We start from the raw sequence: 19,310 nt of genomic DNA, 5'->3' as shown, positions 1-19,310 counted from the left end.
ACGCCATCTACTATTTTAAGTACAGTATTAAAGCAGTGTGACACCGCACTCTCTATGCACGCCGTTATCAAGAGTACTACTGTCTTGGGGACGCATTTACTTTTCTAAAGTAGGTCAGTGTTATTAAGATTTAAACATACCTCACAAAGCATTTCCCATAGTCATATATAAATTACCTTTCAAAGTTAAATATTTAGCTCTATCAGATCACAGCTCTAAAAACATTTATATCAACCCGCAATAATACTTAATCATTTTGCTGAGCTAAACGTGTCACAACCCACGTTAAAAACTCTTATTTAGAAAAAATAAAGAACGATTTTTTGCCTTGCTACTAAAACATTTTTCTACCCTCAAAATAACTCAATAAATTAAGCGAATTGGTATTAATTAAAGTATCTGTATTTTTTATTCAGGGCTAATAAATATTCTACTTGTTAGCATGTATAAAACTTCCAAAGAATGAGGAGGATTTATGGCAAGTGGATGGGCGCGTGATGGCGCAATTCAAGATCAAATAGATGCTAGTGTTAATGATGCAGTGCAATACGCAAGAAGTAACCTAATTTCAGGAGCGAGCGCTGAGCTTTGTGATGAGTGTGACGAGACGATACCACAAGCAAGAAGGTTAGCGTTGCCAGGCGTGCGCTACTGCATTTCATGCCAAGCGGAATTAGAAGGGCTACCAAGTAATTCTAACGCGTTTAATCGCCGTGGTAGTAAAGATAGTCAATTACGATAAAGGTGCTCAAGGCACCTTTTTTTATGGGTAAAATACCACCCGTGATTATTTATGACTTTTTCTGAATAAGCTCTATTGAATACCCATCAGGGTCTTTAACAAATGCAATTTGAGTTGTTCCACCTTTAACTGGACCGGGCTCTCGGCTTACATTACCACCAGCAGCTTTTATGTCATCGCATGCTTTGTATATATCATCAAATTCAATTGCGATGTGTCCGTAGGCATCACCTTGGCTATAGTTATCTTGATCCCAGTTATATGTGAGCTCAAGTACCGTTGTATCTTTTTCATCGCCATAACCAACAAAAGCCAAAGTGTAGCGGTACTCTTCATTTTCAGAGCGTCTAAGCTCTTTCATGCCGAGAATGTGGGTGTAAAACGCGATAGATTTTTCTAAATCAGCAACGCGAAGCATAGTGTGTAATAAGCGCATTTAAGGAACCTCAGGCTTTATTTTGATGTAATTCATCGGCTATATCGATTTCTAAAAACATATTTAGAGACAGCTGATTATTTTATAAGTTTTAAATTATATGAGGGCAGGAAATGTGTATTACAAGCAAAAAAGCTTTCTTTAATATTAAAGTCTGTCGAATTGAATCATCTGTTGTTGATATATGGGTTAACAGTTTAACTTAATTACCAATTTGGGCTTTTCATATGGCTGGTTAGCCAATTATTTGTGCTTATTGGTCAACCTCCCAAGGCCTATTCGTTTAAATATTATTTAAAATTGTTTTGATATGAAAATTTAATTTAATAGTTTTTATCATATTGTATTTATTGAATTATATTATTTCTATTAACTTTTGGTTGTAACTCCCCAGCTTACAAAAATAACTTATTGGTTGACAATAAAGGCGTTTGGTAATAATGTTTTTACATACCAATTGGTAACCTCCTAAGCGTTGTTGCTAAATGGCTTAGTAAATAATCAGAGTTACACATGATTATATAAGTAAATAAGAGGTAAAAAATGCTGTGTTTAATGAGAGTTAGACAAGCTATTTTACTTACTTTAAAAAGTACAAACCTTATTTTATTTATCTAATAAAGTGGCTCTACTGAATTAAATAAAGACAGAGCGTACCTATTTTATGGGGTAAATAATTACTCACTCACTCTCATAAAAGTTTGCGCCATCATATCTAGGAGTTATTCATGTCAAAACCTGTAATCGGTTTCATCGGTCTAGGCCTTATGGGCGGCAATATGGCCGAAAATTTACAAAACAAAGGCTATGAGCTGATTGTTATGGATTTGAGTAAGGATGCAGTTGCTGCATGTGTCGCTCGAGGCGCAAAAACAGCAAGCACAGCAAAGGAACTAGCTTCAGGTGCAGATATTGTAATGCTTTGTCTAACAACGTCAGCTGTTGTTGAAAAAATAGTTTACGCTGACGACGGTATTTTAGCGGGCATTAAAGAAGGCGCAGTACTTGTTGACTTTGGTACATCAATTCCATCTTCAACTAAAAAAATTGGCGCTGATTTAGCTGCAAAAGGTGCTGGTATGATTGACGCACCGCTTGGTCGTACACCTGCACATGCAAAAGATGGTTTATTAAATATTATGGCTTCTGGCGACATGGCAACTTTTAACAAAGTGAAGTCAGTGTTAGAAGATCAAGGCGAGAACGTTTTTCACTTAGGTGATTTAGGTGCTGGCCACACGACAAAGCTGATCAATAACTTTATGGGGATGACAACCGTATGTGCAATGTCACAGGCATTTGCAGTTGCAGAACTTGCTGGTGTTGACCGTCAACAGTTGTTCGACATTATGTCTACCGGCCCGTCAAATTCTCCATTCATGCATTTTTGTAAAAACTATGCAGTAGACAACGTAAGCGACCTTGGCTTTTCTATTGCTAATGCAAATAAAGACCTTGGTTATTTTTTACAAATGGTTGAAGACTTAGGTACTCAATCAAAAATTGCTGAAGGGTCGTCTGCTAACTTACAAGCAGCATTTGACGCAGGTATGGGCCAAGGTAACGTGCCAGAAATTTTCGATTACTTCAAAAAACTAGAAAAGTAATTTTTAGCTCTAAAGCGCTTTAGGTTTTTAATTTAAAGCGCTCAAACACACATGACACCAATCGATTTAAGTCTTTATGTATTGTCAGCACAGTAACCCCTGACAGCGCATTTACTTAGTCACAACGAAAAAGAGTTAACTATGCGTTTGATTAGTACAATAAAGCTTAGTCTAGTTCTCATCGGTTGCCTATCTACACAAATAGCGGCCAAAGATTATTTTGTAGACAACAAACAGGATTTTAACGATATTGCGGCAAACTTAGTTGCAGGCGATAACGTTGTTCTTAAAGATGGAACTTGGCTTGATTTCGAAATTTTATTACAAGGTCAAGGCACAAAAAATGCACCTATTACGTTAACAGCCGAAACACACGGCAAGGTTATTTTATCAGGCCAATCTAATCTTCGTCTTGCGGGCCAGTACCTTGAGGTTTCGGGCTTAGTTTTCAAAGAGGGTTATACGCCAAGTTCAGCGATAATAGAGTTTCGTCGCAATAAAAAAGAGTTAGCTTACCATTCACGAGTTACCAATGTTGTAATCGATAATTATAATAATCCAGATAAACGAGAGTCAGATTACTGGGTAGCGTTGTATGGCCAACACAACCGATTTGATCATAGTCACCTAGTAGGTAAAAGAAATAAAGGTGTTACGGTTGCTGTAAGATTAAATAGCGAACAAAGCCAGCAAAATTATCATCAAATAGATCATAACTTTTTTGGTTACCGTCCTACTTTTGGCTCTAATGGTGGTGAAACCCTGCGTATTGGCACCAGTCATTACTCACTAAGTGATTCATTTACAGTAGTTGAAAACAATTATTTTGAACGCACTAACGGTGAAGTAGAAATCATCTCGGTAAAATCAGGTAAAAACCAAATTCGTAATAACGTATTTTTTGAATCTCGCGGTACGTTAACCCTTCGCCATGGTAATGGCAATGTAATTGAAGAGAACATTTTCTTTGGTAATGGCGCAGACCACACTGGCGGTATTCGTATTATCAATAAAGACCAAGTTGTAAGAAATAACTACCTTGAAGGGCTCACAGGTTACCGATTTGGTAGCGGGTTTACCGTGATGAACGGTGTACCAAACTCGCCAATTAACCGTTACCACCAAGTTGAAAATGCAACCATAGAAAACAACACCTTTGTAAATGTAAGCCATGTACAACTTGCTGCAGGTAGTGATGCAGAGCGAAGTGCAGCACCTATTAACAGCGTAATGAAAAATAACCTGATTATTAATCAAAATGGCGAGCAGCCATTTACTGCATTTGATGATGTAAGTGGTATTGCTTTGACCAACAACGTTGCAAATACCACTGTATTAAAAGAGCTTGCTTATGGTGTTAAAAAGCAAAATGTAGCACTTAGCAAAGCAAGTAACGGCTTACTTTACCCTAAATCAAGTAAAATGAAAGCAGGTGCTAAACGTGGTTTGACGGTGCTAAAAAAGGACGATACCGGCGTCAATTGGTATCCAAAAATAGCGCAGGTTGTTGAGTTTGACTCAGGTAAAACGCATCAAGTTAAAGCAAATGTAACCGACTTACTTAATGCAATTAATAACGCCCAATCCGGAGATGTGCTAGCGCTTGCTGATGGCCAATACGATGTATCAAAACTTATTAAGATTAGAAGAGCACTTACTATTAAAGCTAAAAACCCAGGTAAAGCTAAGCTCACTTATCAGCGTTCTACTTTATTTGAAATTCACGATGGCGGTAGCTTAAAGCTAGATGGTTTAGTTATCTCTGGTGAAAGCGCACCCGATGCCATAGGCAACAGTGTAGTACGTACACAAAAATGGGGCATGGTCGATAACTACCGTTTTGAAATCCGTAACTCGCAGTTAATTAAGTTAGATATTAATCACTCGTTTCACTTTTTTGTAACGGGTAAAGGTGCAATGGCTGATGAAATTACACTTACAAATAATACTTTTAACAACGTAACCGGTGACATATTACGCCTTAACACAGAAATAGAAGACTTAGGTATTTACAACGCTGAATACGTTACTGTTATTGGTAACAACTTTAATGATGTAAAAGGCGGCTTGCTAAAGCTATACCGAGGCGGCTCCGATGAGAGTACATTTGGTCCTCACTTTGAAATGAAAAACAACACGCTAAATAATGTTGGCCTTGGAAAACGCAACAAAGAAAAGGCCAGTATTTATGTTCATGGAGTGCAGGTAACTGAAATTGAAAATAACGCATTTGTTAATTCAGCCCCCGTTGTAATTGAGCACACTGTTGGCGAGCCAATCACTGAGGTATCGCGCAACACATTTGATGCAACATCCGCCCCAAGTGTTAAAGAGCTTAGAATCGCAGGCCCTCATACCGCAATACTTGTAGATAACAACGTGATAAATAAGGCGCTGTGAACTAATGAATTTATTTAAACGAAATACACACATACAAGCCGCTACTTTAGCTTTATTTTCATTATTATTGTCGTCAGTTGTGAGTGCAGCATCGCATCCAAATCTGGTTATTACAGTTGACGACGTAAAGCTTATGCGCCAAGCAATAAAAGGCGAAGGTCAGTTTACAGCGGCATATAAAAATTTAAAAACACAAGTAGACGAGCAAATAACGCAACCTATTACGGTGCCCGTGCCTAAAGATGGTGGGGGCGGCTATACGCACGAACGTCATAAAAAGAACTACCAGTTAATGTATAACGCTGGGATTATTTATCAATTAAGCCAAGATGATAAATACGCAAATTATGTCCGCGATATGTTGCTTGAATACGCTGAGCTTTACCCTACGCTAGGGTTACACCCAAAACGTAAAATGAATTCTCAAAACCCAGGTAAGTTTTTTTGGCAAAGCTTGAATGAAGCAATGTGGCTTGTTTATACAATTCAGGCATATGACTTAATTCATGATTCGCTAAGTGATGAAAATAAAAAAGTGATAGAAGACGATTTATTACGTCCTGTTTCATTGTTTACGTCAGTGGGTCAGCCTTCAACATTTAATAAAGTGCATAACCATGGTACCTGGGCTACTGCAGGCGTGGGTATGGCAGGTTATGTGTTAGATGAACCTGAGTGGGTAGAAAAATCACTCTATGATTTAAACAAATCGGGCAAAGGTGGTTTCATTAAGCAATTAGAAATGCTGTTTTCTCCACAAGGCTATTACAACGAAGGACCTTATTATCAGCGTTTTGCATTACTGCCGTTTGTTACCTTTGCAAAAGCAATTGAAAACAATGAGCCACAAAGAAAAATTTTCGATTACCGCGATGGCATTTTACTAAAAGCAATTGATACGACGATTCAGCTTAGTTATAACGGTTTGTTCTTCCCGATTAACGATGCCATAAAAAGTAAAGGTATTGACACGATTGAATTAGTACAAGGCGTAACGGCTGCTTATGGTTTAACTAACGATGCGGGTTACCTAGACATTGCTAAGTATCAAGATCAGGTAGTCCTTACAGGCGACGGTTTAAAGGTGGCTCAAGCGCTAGATGATAAGAATGAAGCGCCATACATATTCAAATCAGTTGCCTTTGGCGACGGTAACGATGGAAAGCAAGGCGCTTTAGTGGTTATGCGAACCAAGGTAGGCGGCGATCAAGCCCTTTTGTTTAAACCTGCTGCACAAGGTTTAGGTCATGGTCACTTTGATAAGCTTACATGGCAGTTTTACGACCATGGTAACGAAATTGTATCTGACTACGGCGCAGCACGTTTTTTAAATGTAGAGGCTAAGTATGGTGGCCGTTATCTTCCAGAGAACGAAACCTATGCAAAACATACTGTTGCGCATAACACTGTTGTTGTAGATGAAACATCTCACTTTAATGCCAATGTAGAAGTAGGAAATAATAACTATCCTAAGCTTAACTTTTTTGAAACCAATGAGTTTGGCACTGTCGCAAGTGGGGAAATAACCACAGCCTACAAAGGGATTGAATTAAAACGTATTTTAGCACTTGTTAACTTACCAGGGCTAGAAAGCACTGTAGCACTTGACGTGTTCGATATAGATGCAAATAAAGCGCATCAATTTGATTTGCCTTTACACTATAAAGGCCAATTGATTGATACCAACTTTAGCTTACGTGCTAATACAAATCAGCTAAAGGCTCTAGGTGAAAGCAATGGTTATCAACACCTATGGTTAAAAGGACAAGCAACGCCTGAAAAGGGGTTAGCAAAGGTAACATGGTTAAATGATAATGGCCGCTTCTATACACAAACAAGCCTAGTTAACGGCGACGAGTTATTTTTATTTACTCAAATAGGCGCAAATGACCTTAACTTTAACCTACGCAACGAAAACGGTTTTATTCGTCGCGTAGAAGGGCAAAAACAACACACGTTTGTGTCTGTTCTAGAGCCTCATGGTGAATATAACCCAAGCAAAGAATACACATTAGAGGCTGTTAGCCGTGTTTCAGAGTTAACGTACAGCACACAGGGTGACTTAATACTTGTTGAACTAAACGTAAAGAATACGCCATATTTAGTTGCAATTAATAAGTCACAAAGCGCAGCTAAAAACGATTTCACATTTAAAAATAAGTCATTCACCTTAAGCGACCGACTTGGCGTTTATGCGTTGAAGAATAATTAGGAGTAATTAGGATGCAAAAGCAAAGTGCACATTTTTCATTTGGTGACAAAACTGAAATTGAAGATCTAGGCAATGGTTTAAAGCGTCAAATGTTAGGATTTAACGAAGAGCTAATGGCCGTTAAAATTTGGTTTGAAAAAGGCGCAATTGGTTATAACCATGCGCATAGACACTCACAAGTAACTTACGTAGTTGAAGGCGAGTTTCACTTTAATATTGACGGTGTAACTGAAATTTTAAAACCGGGTGATAGCTGTTTTATTCCTCCATTTGCCGATCATGGCGCTACGTGCCCAACAGGTGGTATTTTAATCGATACCTTTAGTCCAGCCCGTGAAGACTTTCTTGAGGAATAATTATGCAACTTAAAGGCTTACGCTGGTGGGTTATTGCGTTAATCGCGTTAGCAACCATCATAAATTACATTGACCGCCAAGCACTAAGTGTACTTTGGCCAGATATAGTAGAAGAAATGTTCCCTGATGAATCGGCATTAGAACGTAAACAAATTTACGCAAACATTTCTATCGTGTTTGTATTTGCCTACGCATTTGGCCAAGCCATTTTTGGTAAAATATTTGACTGGGTGGGTACCCGATTTGGTTTTGTGTTATCAATTGGTGTGTGGTCGTTGGCAACAATTGCTCATGCATTTGCGCAAGGTGTTTTAAGTCTAAGTATTTTTCGTGCCATTTTAGGTGTAGCTGAAGCCGGTAACTGGCCAGGTGCAGCCAAGGGTAACGCTGAATGGTTCCCAACTAAAGAACGTGCGCTTGCACAGGGTATTTTTAACTCAGGTGCTGCAATTGGTGGCATTATAGCAATACCATTAATTGCTTACTTAACGGTTTATTTTAGCTGGCAAATGGTGTTTGTTTTTGTTGGTGCCTTGGGTTTTTTATGGTTAGTACCGTGGTTGATTTTAGTGAAAGCGCCACCGGGCTCTCACCCTTGGATAAGCGAAGAAGAGCGCGAATATATCCTAACCGGTCAAAGACGTGTTGATGACAACGGCGACGTAACGGGCGAAGACGAAGAAGAGTACAACCCTTCTACTGGCGAGTTGCTTTCTCGTAAACAAAGCTGGGGTGTCATTATTGCATCAGCAGCGATAGATCCTATTTGGTGGTTATTTGTTTTTTGGATACCAATTTACTTAAACGAAGTATATGCAATGGACGTTAAATCTATTGGTATATATGGCTGGGTTCCTTATGTAGGTGCAATGTTTGGCGCATGGTTTGGTGGTCTATTGGCTCAAAACAGACTTAAATCGGGTTGGAATACTGATAAAACTCGTAAGCTGACAATTACGCTTGGCTGTTTAATTATGCTCCCTGCATTATTAGCTATGGCAAATCCAGGTGGCCCGACTACGGCTGTTCTTATAATGGCTGTTATTCTGTTCGGTTTTCAAACTGCTATTGGTAATGTCCAAACTTTACCAAGTGACTTACTAGGTAAAAAGGCGGTCGGTACTTTGTCTGGTTTTTCAGGCATGGCTGCAAAACTGGGTGCGGTAGGCCTTACTTCACTGGTACCAATATTAACTGCTGATGGTAATTATGCTCCGGCATTCATAATTGGTGCATCACTTGCCATTATAGCAATGGCTGCAGTGTGGATTTTAATTCCTAAAATTGAACCTCTTAAAAAGCCTGATTAATCTGCTTCAACTGCTATGCCAACACGCCAGTGCCTGCGCATAGCAGTTAGTTACAAAGGATACTTTCAAAAATGAATACTATTTATTTTATGGGTGAATGCATGGTAGAGCTCAGGGCTATGAGCGCTGCTACGTTACATCAATCTTTTGCAGGCGATGTATATAATTCAGCTGTATATTTGAAACGCTGTTTTCCTGAAGTAGGAACATCTGTAATTACGGCTTTAGGGCAAGACACCCTAAGTAAAAAAATGCGCGAACGCTTTGAAAGTGAACAGCTTGATACACAGTTCGTATTTAGTCACGAAAGCAAAGTGCCGGGTATGTACTACATTGAGACAGATGAACATGGTGAGCGAAGCTTTATTTACTGGCGCAGTGATTCAGCAGCAAAAAAAACCGTTGAATTTTTAACCCCCGATTGTGTTAGCCAACTACGCCAAGGTGACATGTTCTTTTTTTCAGGAATATCTTTAGCGATTATAGATAAAACATCACGCGACCAGTTTTGGGATGTTTTAAAGCAACTTAAAGACGCTGGTGTAAAAATTGTATTCGATCCTAATTACCGACCCCGTTTGTGGGAGAGTGTTGAAGACACTAAAGCGCAATACCATTTAGCGTTTAGTATTGCCGATGTAACCCTTCCAGGGGTTGAAGATTTAACAACACTCTATAATGTGCATAGTGTTGAGGCGGTCATCGAATACTTAAAACCATATCAAATTAACGAGATCGTTGTTAAAAATGGTCCTGAGTCTGTTATTACACAATTAGACAATACACTTCAAAGTCACACAATAATACCTGTTACTACAGTCATAGATACAACATCCGCGGGCGATGCCTTTAACGGAGTCTATTTAGGCGCTCGACTTTCAGGTAAGCCAATTGCAGATGCAGTTCAATTGGGCGCCAAAGCAGCCGGAGCTGTTATTCAACAACCGGGTGCCATTGCACCAAAAGATGTTTTTCAACAGGCAATGGTTGAAGCTGGCATTTAATAAAATTTAAGGCCTCCATACCTCGGCCAAATTACTTAAAATAAAGGAACAACGTTATGACTCGCTTTTCTGAACTTATGTCAGGGCAAACACTGCTACCTATAATTCAAGCTGATACACCAGAGCAGGGGGTACAGATTGCAAAAGCAATGGCTAAAGCAGGCCTTACTTTGGTTGAAGTTGTGCTAAGAACAGACGCCTCAATTGATGCTTTAAAAGCGATTAAAGAGCAAGTCCCAGAGCTTAAAGTTGGCGCAGGTACCGTTATTAACGAAACTATTTTAAAGCAAGCAATTGATGCTGGTTCTGATTTTATTGTTACCCCAGCAGTATCACCTAAATTACTTAGCGCGTTAGCAAAGTGTGGCGTGCCTGTGTTACCTGGCGTATCAAATACCGGTGATATTTTAATGGCGTTAGAATATGGTTTTGAGGAGCAAAAGTTATTCCCAGCTTCACTTGCTGGTGGAGCGCCATTTGTATCAGCTGTATCAAGTGTGTTTAGAGCAGTTAGCTTTTGCCCAACGGGTGGGGTAAGTGAAAGTAATAAAATGGATTATCTTTCTTTAAATAACGTATTTGCAGTGGGTGGAACTTGGGTTGCTAAAAAGGAATGGGTTGCACAAGAAAACTGGCAAGCTATTACTGATTCATGCATTCAAGCAATAAAATAGCAGGGAGCACTAAAATGAATGATTTATCTCCAACTATTTTACCTGGTGTAATAGTGGGTGACGAGGTAAGTGCAATATATGGTCATGCGCGTGCTAATCAGTATGCACTGCCTGCGGTTAATGTGGTTAGCACAACCTCTATTAATGCAACTTTAGAAACGGCTAAAAAAATGAAGTCGCCAGTTATTATTCAACTTTCTAATGGCGGAGCACAGTTTTTTTGTGGTAAAGGGCTTTCATTGCCTGAACAACAAGGTGCAATTCTTGGTGCTGTGAGCGCGGCAAGGTATGTTCACAGTGTTGCGGCACATTACGAAGTGCCTGTTATGCTTCATACCGATCACGCCGCTAAAAAACTATTGCCATGGATAGATGGTTTGTTAGATGAAGGCGAAAAACACTTTGCACTAACTGGTAAACCGCTGTTTAGTTCGCATATGATTGATTTATCTGAAGAGTCTTTAGAAGAAAACATAGAAATATGTGAGCGCTACTTAGCACGCATGGCTAAAATCGGGATGACACTAGAAATTGAGCTTGGTTGTACAGGCGGAGAAGAAGATGGTGTTGATAACTCACACCTTGATAGTTCAGCGCTCTATACTCAGCCAGAAGATGTGGCTTACGCATTTGAACGCTTAACTGCTATTAGCCCTAATTTTATTATTGCTGCGTCTTTTGGCAATGTTCACGGTGTATATAAACCAGGAAACGTTGTACTCACACCTACTATTTTAAAAGACTCACAAGCTTACGTGTCTAAAAAATTCAATTTACCAAGTAATTCAATTAACTTTGTGTTTCATGGTGGCAGTGGCTCTGAGGAAGAAAAAATTGCGGAGTCATTAACGTATGGTGTAGTTAAAATGAATATTGATACCGATACGCAGTGGGCATGTTGGAAGGGTATTTTAGATTACTACAACACCAACCAGGCCTACTTGCTAGGTCAAATTGGTAACCCCAACGGTGACGATAAACCAAATAAAAAGTACTACGACCCACGCGTGTGGCTTCGCCACTCTGAGCAGCATATGGTTTCTAGACTAACCCAATGCTTTAAAGATCTTAATTGTGTAAATCGGTATAGCTCATGAAAAGACTAAATACAGTATTAAAAGAAGACGGCGTAAGAACGGATTTAATTTTGCTGATCCGTACCATTTTAGCAACAAGTAAAGAGGTTGCGTTTAGGGTTGGTCAAGGTGAACTTGCAGGGGTGCTAGGCTCCACAATGAATGAAAATATTCAGGGTGAAGTTCAAAAAAAACTAGATATTATTGCCAATCAATTGCTTAAAGATATTCTTCTTGAGGACAGTTCGGTCAGAACAGTGGCCTCTGAGGAAGAAGATCACGCGGTAGGTGGCCACCCTGATGGTGCATTTATCGTTGCTTTTGATCCGCTCGATGGCTCATCGAATATTGATGTAAATGGTCAAATAGGCACAATATTTACTATTTACTTGGCAAGAGACGACGTACCTTTTGACAGTGATGAGCAGTTTAACCAACCAGGTGTAAGCCAAGTGTGTGCAGGTTATGTATTATACGGCCCTTCATCATTACTTGTAATGACCACCGGTGGGCCAACACGCTGTTATACGCTTGACTCAACACATGGCGGGTATTTACTAACAAACCAACAGTTACACATTCCTTCTCAAAGCCGTGAGTTTGCCGTAAATATGGCAAATTACCGTTATTGGGATGAGCCTACACAAGTCTATTTTGACAAGTTGCTTTACACATCTGAAAGCTTTGAAAAAAGTTCAATCCGTTGGAATGCGGCAATGGTTGGCGATGTACACCGAATCTTATGTCGCGGTGGTTTATTTTTATACCCGCAAGATAAGCGGGTAGGCAATGATAATGGCAAAATTAGACTTTTATATGAAGCCAATCCACTTGCAATGCTTGTAGAAAATGCAGGCGGTAAAGCCACATCACGTGGCGCTCGAATTTTAGAGATAGCCCCTGACGATTTACACCAACGAGTACCCGTTACTCTAGGTTCAACTGAACCGGTTGATTATTTTAACAAGTCAGCGCTAAATTAATTGATTACCCTTCACTTCGGTTATTTAGTAACAGAGAACGCTTTTCTCTGTTACTTTCCTCCTCAACTAATTACAAATCTTCTTGTTCTAGGAACTCTTTATTATACAAACTCGTTCAGTATTCGTTTGTATTTTTATATGGCTTTGTAAAACCAATTGGTAAATACCTTATTTCATTTCTACTTTCACCACCTATGTTTTATTTATGCAAAGCCGCACTTAATTCAGTAAATAAGCTGGAAATATCATACTTATTATGGTTACATGACCAAGTTGGTTAACAATTTTGTTTTCAAGTAAAGTAAATTTGGTAACAACTAGTACGATTATTTGGTAACACACACAATAGCTGGCCAAATATTTAACCTATAAAATGGAGAATAGAGGCATCATGAATTTAAAACACTTTGCACTATGCGCTATTGCAGCTGCAATAGTTGGTTGTGACACTGACGCAAATAATAATGACAACGAATTGGGCGCCATTGCTTTGTCAGGGACAGCCACAAGTGGTCAAACATTAACAACAAACGTGTCAGATCCTGATGGTATATCAGGAACTGTTTCTTATTTTTGGTATGCAGATAACGAAGTAATAGAAGGCGCTAATAGCGCATCGTTTACACTTACAGACGATCAAATTGGCTTAGCTATTACAGCTCAAGCTAAATACACCGATGATGGGGGGGTTAACGAGTCGCATATTTCAGATCCTACCTCAGATGTTGCCGCCATTGCATTTCCAGCAAGTGTAACAATAACAGGGGATGCACTTATTGGCTCTGAGCTAACAGCAAATGTTGAAGACGAAAACGGCTTTGATAGCTTAACTGTTGTGTACGAGTGGTTAGCAGATGACGTGGTTATTGAGGGAGAAGTGCTTTCTTCACTTATGCTTACAGAAGCACAGTTTAACCGTGTGATTACAGTTACAGCATCGTTTGAAGACGAACGCGGGTTTGCTGAGTCTGTGACTTCAGCTGCTACAACGCCTGTTGCGCGCGTTAATGCGCAAGGTGATGTAGCAATTAGTGGCACACCGACAGTCGGCAATACGCTTAGCGCCGATATTACAGACATGGATGGCGTATCCGGAGAAATTACTTATCAATGGTTCGCTGATGATGAAGAAATAGTGGGTGCAACCCAAAGCGAATATATTGTAGAGGCTGCATTAATTGGGCAAGCTGTATCAGTACAGGTAACTTATACAGATGACAATGGTTTTGTAGAAGATAATACATCAGAAAAAACAATTCCCGTATCTGCCGTTGCGGTTGATGAAGCGGGAAGTATTGCAATTATAGGCACGTCACCTTACCTAGTTAGCGGTGAATTGACAGCGCAACTAACAGATAATAATGGTATTGAAGAAACAAATGTAACCTACAGCTGGTTTGCCGATGGCGTTGAAGTAGCCGATACAAACAGTAACACGTTTTCACCTGCGGCATATTCAGGTGCGATTATTTCTGTGAGTGCTTCTTACACCGATAACGACGGATTTGAGGGTTCTGTAACTGGTTCACTAGAAACGGTTATTTATTCTCAACTTGTTAGCTCACCAACAGAGCTACTAAGTGCGGTAAGTGGCGGCCTTGCTGATGGTGATGTTGTTGGCCTCAATACCGGTGTTTACGCTGATATGGATGAAGTTTTACTGACTAGTGGTGTAACGCTTCGCGCTGTTGAAGAGCAAACGCCAGTGGTTAGCGGGGAAGTATGTATTCATGTTGCCGCAGGGGTAGAAGGTGCTGCGTTAACAGGGCTTACGTTTAAAAATATAGATACAAAATCAGGCTCATTTTGTGAGACTGAAGAAAGTGCAATTATTTATTCTGAAGGTAATAACTTCGAGTTTACTCAAAATACAATGGATGGCGATGAAGCCGAGTTAAATAATTCGACTTACCACTGGTTAATGATCAAAGGTACGGGCGCGCTAATAGAGCGAAATACATTTAGTAACCGTGATAATGCTGAAAATGGTTCCGTTATTAAAATTGCTTCATCAGGCAGCGACCATGTTGTTCAATACAATTTATTTAGTGGCACCAGTGCGAATCCAAATTTTGGTAACTCAAGCCTTCATTTAATTAATGCGGGAAGTACTACTGGTTCAGATGCAGCTGACGATGCAAACTTTACGATTCAATATAACCGCGTAGAAAACTTTGTAACTGGTCGTCGCTTAATGCGTGTGCAAACTTCGGGTGCAACTATCAAAGGTAACACTGTTATTAACCCTAATGGCGGGATTTCACTAGAGGATGGTGGTTTTAATAGCGTTACAGATAACGTTATTATTCGTACTACTGATATTGCAAGCTCTAACGATCGTCCTGCTGGCGTATTAATTACGCCTCTTGGGCATACTATTAGCAATAATTATATTGCGGGTATTCGCTCTGGTAACAAAGAAGCAGGTGGTATTGTATTTACTGCAAATCCATTCTCTCAAGCTGATGGTGGTGTTCCAAACTCTGGCAACCAAGCTGTATTAGACGCGGCGGGTGACTTTACGTTGACGGTAACAAACAACACGATTTTGAACTCTCAGCAACCAATCGTGTTTAGTACTGAAATAGGTTCTCGTGCCCCAGTGGGTGATTGTGATGAACTTACAGTGGATAATGCACGTGTGCTTTATGGTTTAACTAAAAATGCATTTGTTATTAACTTTGATGGCAACCTTATTGCTAATGGCTTAGGTGATCAAACTGATGCAGATACCATTGAAAGTAGCGCCTTAACACAAGGGTTATTTTATCCAAATACGCTTGATAGCGACCATGCATTTGAATACGACTGTGATTTAATCAAGCATGATACGTCGGTATTAAGCAACAACTTTGGTTACATGGACAGCCGGGTATCGGGTGATACAAGTGGCGATTGGGTTGCAATCAGAAACTTAAATGGTAACGGCTCGTTTGATACAGATGGTGCAATTGACCAAGATCCAGCAGCAAATGGGAAAGAGGTGCTTGAATATGTAACGGCTACAAGCACTTTACTCGAAACAGCTCCTGCTGGCTTACAAGCTGTGGCAGGTGCTAAATCGCTTTACTACATTCAAGCAAGTGATGTAGGTGTTGGCTCAACATGGGTTGTTAGCAACGACTAGTATTTAGAAAAAACTTAAATTAAACCCCTTTTCTAGGGGTTTTTTTATGCCAGTTATCCAAATGCTATCGAAGAAAATACATGCATTTCTAATTATTTTTCACTACAAAACCGCCTGACCCCTTGGTAATGCTGATTTGTTGTAATTGGTATACCTTATGGTCATGTTGTTTGTGTGAAATTGGTTGATCATCTGTATGTACTTGAGTATATTAACAGCAGTTGTCACATAACATATACAGATGAATAACAAGTCAACACACAACACTCACACAACAATAAACAACGGAGCATAAAAATGTCGTTGAAGTCTTCAAAGAATAATAAAGTACGCTCAGGCCAATTCGCACTGAGTCCTGTAGCTAAATGGGTACGAACAGCCGCAATTGCGAGTGTAGCAAGCTCATGTGTATTTTCAGCGCACGCACAACAAGAACAAGCAAAAGCGACTGAGATCGAGCCTGATGTAGAAATCATTAGTGTTACAGGCACACGAAGAACAATTCAAGATCAAATAGCCATAAAGCGCGAAGCCACAACCGTTGTTGACGGTCTTTCATCTGAAGATATTGGTGATTTACCCGCTTTATCGATAGGTGAAGCATTAGAGTCTATTACAGGCGCAGCATCGCATCGTGAAAATGGCGGGGCAACAGAAATTACCATTCGTGGCCTTGGCCCATTTTTAAGTGCAACACACATAAATGGCCGAGAAGCAACGAATGGTAGTGGTGACCGCTCAGTTAACTTTTCACAATTTCCATCTGAGCTTGTAAAAAAAGTAGCTATTTATAAAACCCAAGATGCTTCAATGATTGAAGGGGGGGTTGCAGGTGTTATTGCACTTGAAACTGTAACCCCACTAGATTTTGGCAAGCAGCGCTTGCAAGGTGAAGTTAAACTAAACTATAACCCGGATGAAAGTAATGTAGATAACTCATTACAAAGTGACTTAGGTTACCGCGGAACATTTAGTTATGTTGACCAGTTTGAATTCGACAATGGCCAAGCAGTTGGTTTTTCTTTTGGTGTACAGCGCCAAGATATTTCACAGCCAGAAGCAGAGTATCGTAGTTCTAGCCCATCTGGTTCGTCACTTTGGGCGTGTTTAAACGATCCTACTAATACCAATGAAGGCTTTTACAGAAGTAGCGCTGGGGATTGTGAGGATCAAGTAAACGGCAGTAATAACCAAGGTTATGACACTGAGATCGATCCAGATACAGGAAAAGCGGTTAGTGATGGTACTCCATACGCATGGACTGGCAGCAGTCGAAGCTTTCGTCAAAACGAAACGTCTGACGAGCGTGATGCGGTATTTTTTGCATTTCAGTATCAACTGTCTGCAGAATGGGATATTAATTTTGATAGCCAAATTTCTGATAGAACGCAACGAGAAGCACGCCATGATTTAATTTTTTTACAAAAGCGTGCAACGCCAGGCGTTACAGGACCATCACTTGTCACTAACGATGTAGGGGGTATTTTACATTGGGAAGGTGAAGAGCGTATTGAGTCAGCTGGTGAGCAATTTTCTCGTGAAGAAAATTACCGTGGTTACGGTTTAAATATCGAACATACGGTCAATGATAGACTGACCATTGATTTAGATTTAGCGTATTCAAAAACGTCGCGTGAAGAGCTGCAAATTTCTAACCGAGGCAGAACCGCTGGCCGTAATTACTTTTCGTGGGATATGGGCGAAAACATCCCACATTTTACGCTTACTGATTTTGACGTAACAGATATATCTAACTTTACTGACAGCTTAAGAACACGCATAGACCGCGAAAATGTTCGTGATAATAAGGTAGTGTCTGCGCGTTTAGATTTTGACTATTTAGTTGATAGCGGTATGTTCACTACAATTCAAGGTGGCATTCGTACTTCAGAGCTTAGCTTTACACAATTTGGTGGTACTAACGGTAACGGTTCTCGTAATCAGTTTACATTAGGTTCAGGCGCTGAGGCACTCGACGTGCTTCAGGGTTGTCAAATTGACTTTCCTGAATCAGGCTTTTTGTCTAGCGTGTCAGATGGAAATATCATCACGCATGTAGATAGCGACGGTAATGTGGTAGATTCAGGTACAGGTTCATCATGGGCGACTTACGACAACGAATGTTTTTCTCGTGCAGTTGTCGCGTCTAATGAGGGTGGCGTATTTGAATACCCTGAGGTCGAATACCAAAACGCAGGAACCATTGATGTAACTGAAAAAACAACTGCTGCTTACTTAATGGCTAATTACGATACAGAAATGTTTGGTAAATTCATTCGTGGTAACTTTGGTTTGCGTATTGTAGATACTGAAGTAACATCAATTGGTTTTAGAAATAGTTTTGATGTTGTTACCAGTGATACAGGGGTTCTTTCTCTGGTTGAATCAGACACTGGCACACTAGATAAAATAAAGGGTGGCGGTGATTACACCAAGTTTTTACCTAGTTTTAACTTAGTGGTTGATTACAGCGAAGATATTTTATTACGTGCGGGTATTTACCGTGGTATGTCGCGTGCAGATCCATCTGATTTGGGTTATAGCCGCTCTTTTCAAGAAGACACATCTGATACAGCCACTACAATTAGTGACTTGTTAGTGGGTGTTAACGGTTCTGGTAACCCAGATACACAGCCTCTAATGTCGTGGAACTACGATGCAGCATTTGAGTGGTATCCTAATGAAGATTCAATTTTTGCATTAAGCCTTTACTATAAGCAGTTCCAAGGCGGCTTCCAACAGCGCACAGTTATTGAAGATTTTGTTGTTGGGGGTGAAACCGTTTCATTGCCTATTACAAATTCAGTAACAAACGACGAAGAAAGTGAGATCTTAGGTCTAGAAACTTCCTTTTCATACCGTTGGGATAGTGGCATTGGTGTTAAGTTTGGTTATAACTATGCTGACACTGATTTTGAATTTGAAGACAGCTTATACGGTGATACATTTGTAACAGACGTTGATGGCAATACGACGCAGCTGCAAGAGGGTATTGTTGAGCCAGGCTCTGTCCCAGGGTTTTCTAAACATGTATTTAGTAGCCAACTTTATTACCAAATAGGTGGCTTTGATACTGCGGTTATTTACAAATACCGTAGTGAGTATTTCCAACCTTATACAAGCAATGGTACACGCTTACGTTATGTTGATTCGGTAGGTGTATGGGAAATGCGTGCATCGTACAAAATTAATAAGCACTTTAGAGTTAAAGCAGAAGCAATCAATTTATTTAGTGCTCCTAAGTCGCAAGATTTCTTCGTTGAAGACAACTTAGGTGAAGTAAACGACTACGGCCCACGCTTATTCTTAGGTTTAAGTTATAAACTGTAATAGTTTATAACTTAAAAAGCCCCAATTGGTTTATACCCATTGGGGCTTTTTAT

General features: G+C 39.9%; 13 protein-coding genes. 12 read left to right on the top strand and 1 reads right to left on the bottom strand.

All coding sequences use genetic code 11. The features are described from left to right. Positions 1-475: 475 nt before the first annotated feature. Positions 476-742 carry a DksA/TraR family C4-type zinc finger protein gene (locus tag CWB62_RS17090; protein WP_058404109.1) on the top strand — a complete coding sequence of 89 codons (267 nt, stop codon included), beginning with the start codon at positions 476-478 and terminating at the stop codon, positions 740-742. Positions 743-791: 49 nt separating this feature from the next. Here CWB62_RS17090 and gloA read toward each other — a convergent pair whose 3' ends face one another. Then, positions 792-1,178: a lactoylglutathione lyase gene (gene gloA, locus CWB62_RS17085; RefSeq protein WP_058404110.1), complete on the bottom strand. Its 387-nt coding sequence runs from the start codon at positions 1,176-1,178 to the stop codon at positions 792-794. Positions 1,179-1,906: 728 nt separating this feature from the next. Between gloA and CWB62_RS17080 the strand changes: the two genes are divergently transcribed. The 11 genes from CWB62_RS17080 (at position 1,907) to CWB62_RS17030 (ending at position 19,257) form a co-directional block, all read left to right on the top strand. Next, positions 1,907-2,785, top strand: a complete 879-nt coding sequence (locus CWB62_RS17080; protein ID WP_008131457.1) for an NAD(P)-dependent oxidoreductase — start codon at positions 1,907-1,909, stop codon at positions 2,783-2,785. A gap of 141 nt (positions 2,786-2,926) precedes the next feature. Continuing rightward, complete coding sequence (locus CWB62_RS17075) at positions 2,927-5,185, top strand: polysaccharide lyase 6 family protein (RefSeq protein ID WP_138529333.1); 2,259 nt, start codon at positions 2,927-2,929, stop codon at positions 5,183-5,185. Between the two features lie 4 nt (positions 5,186-5,189). Beyond that, positions 5,190-7,397 carry a heparinase II/III domain-containing protein gene (locus CWB62_RS17070; RefSeq protein WP_138529331.1) on the top strand — a complete coding sequence of 736 codons (2,208 nt, stop codon included), beginning with the start codon at positions 5,190-5,192 and terminating at the stop codon, positions 7,395-7,397. A gap of 11 nt (positions 7,398-7,408) precedes the next feature. Next, positions 7,409-7,753 (top strand): cupin domain-containing protein, encoded by a 345-nt coding sequence (locus CWB62_RS17065; protein ID WP_058404113.1) that lies wholly within the window; start codon positions 7,409-7,411, stop codon positions 7,751-7,753. A gap of 2 nt (positions 7,754-7,755) precedes the next feature. Continuing rightward, positions 7,756-9,063, top strand: a complete 1,308-nt coding sequence (locus CWB62_RS17060) for an MFS transporter (protein WP_006794595.1) — start codon at positions 7,756-7,758, stop codon at positions 9,061-9,063. A gap of 71 nt (positions 9,064-9,134) precedes the next feature. Further along, entirely contained in the window at positions 9,135-10,067 is a 933-nt protein-coding gene (locus CWB62_RS17055; RefSeq protein WP_138529329.1) for a sugar kinase, read from the top strand. A gap of 56 nt (positions 10,068-10,123) precedes the next feature. Further along, on the top strand, positions 10,124-10,741 hold the full coding sequence (gene eda, locus CWB62_RS17050) for a bifunctional 4-hydroxy-2-oxoglutarate aldolase/2-dehydro-3-deoxy-phosphogluconate aldolase (RefSeq protein ID WP_138529327.1): 618 nt from the start codon (positions 10,124-10,126) through the stop codon (positions 10,739-10,741). Positions 10,742-10,755: 14 nt separating this feature from the next. Beyond that, positions 10,756-11,838: a class II fructose-bisphosphate aldolase gene (fbaA, locus tag CWB62_RS17045; protein ID WP_138529325.1), complete on the top strand. Its 1,083-nt coding sequence runs from the start codon at positions 10,756-10,758 to the stop codon at positions 11,836-11,838. Then, complete coding sequence (locus CWB62_RS17040; RefSeq protein WP_138529323.1) at positions 11,835-12,800, top strand: class 1 fructose-bisphosphatase; 966 nt, start codon at positions 11,835-11,837, stop codon at positions 12,798-12,800. Before fbaA ends, CWB62_RS17040 begins: the two co-directional genes overlap by 4 nt. A gap of 391 nt (positions 12,801-13,191) precedes the next feature. Then, positions 13,192-15,927: a poly(beta-D-mannuronate) lyase gene (locus tag CWB62_RS17035; protein WP_138529321.1), complete on the top strand. Its 2,736-nt coding sequence runs from the start codon at positions 13,192-13,194 to the stop codon at positions 15,925-15,927. A gap of 297 nt (positions 15,928-16,224) precedes the next feature. After that, positions 16,225-19,257 carry a TonB-dependent receptor gene (locus CWB62_RS17030; protein ID WP_138529319.1) on the top strand — a complete coding sequence of 1,011 codons (3,033 nt, stop codon included), beginning with the start codon at positions 16,225-16,227 and terminating at the stop codon, positions 19,255-19,257. Positions 19,258-19,310 lie beyond the last annotated feature (53 nt).

This window comes from Pseudoalteromonas sp. S408 (assembly GCF_005886645.1).
GTDB lineage: Bacteria > Pseudomonadota > Gammaproteobacteria > Enterobacterales > Alteromonadaceae > Pseudoalteromonas.
This window is presented reverse-complemented; position numbering and strand designations above follow the sequence as displayed.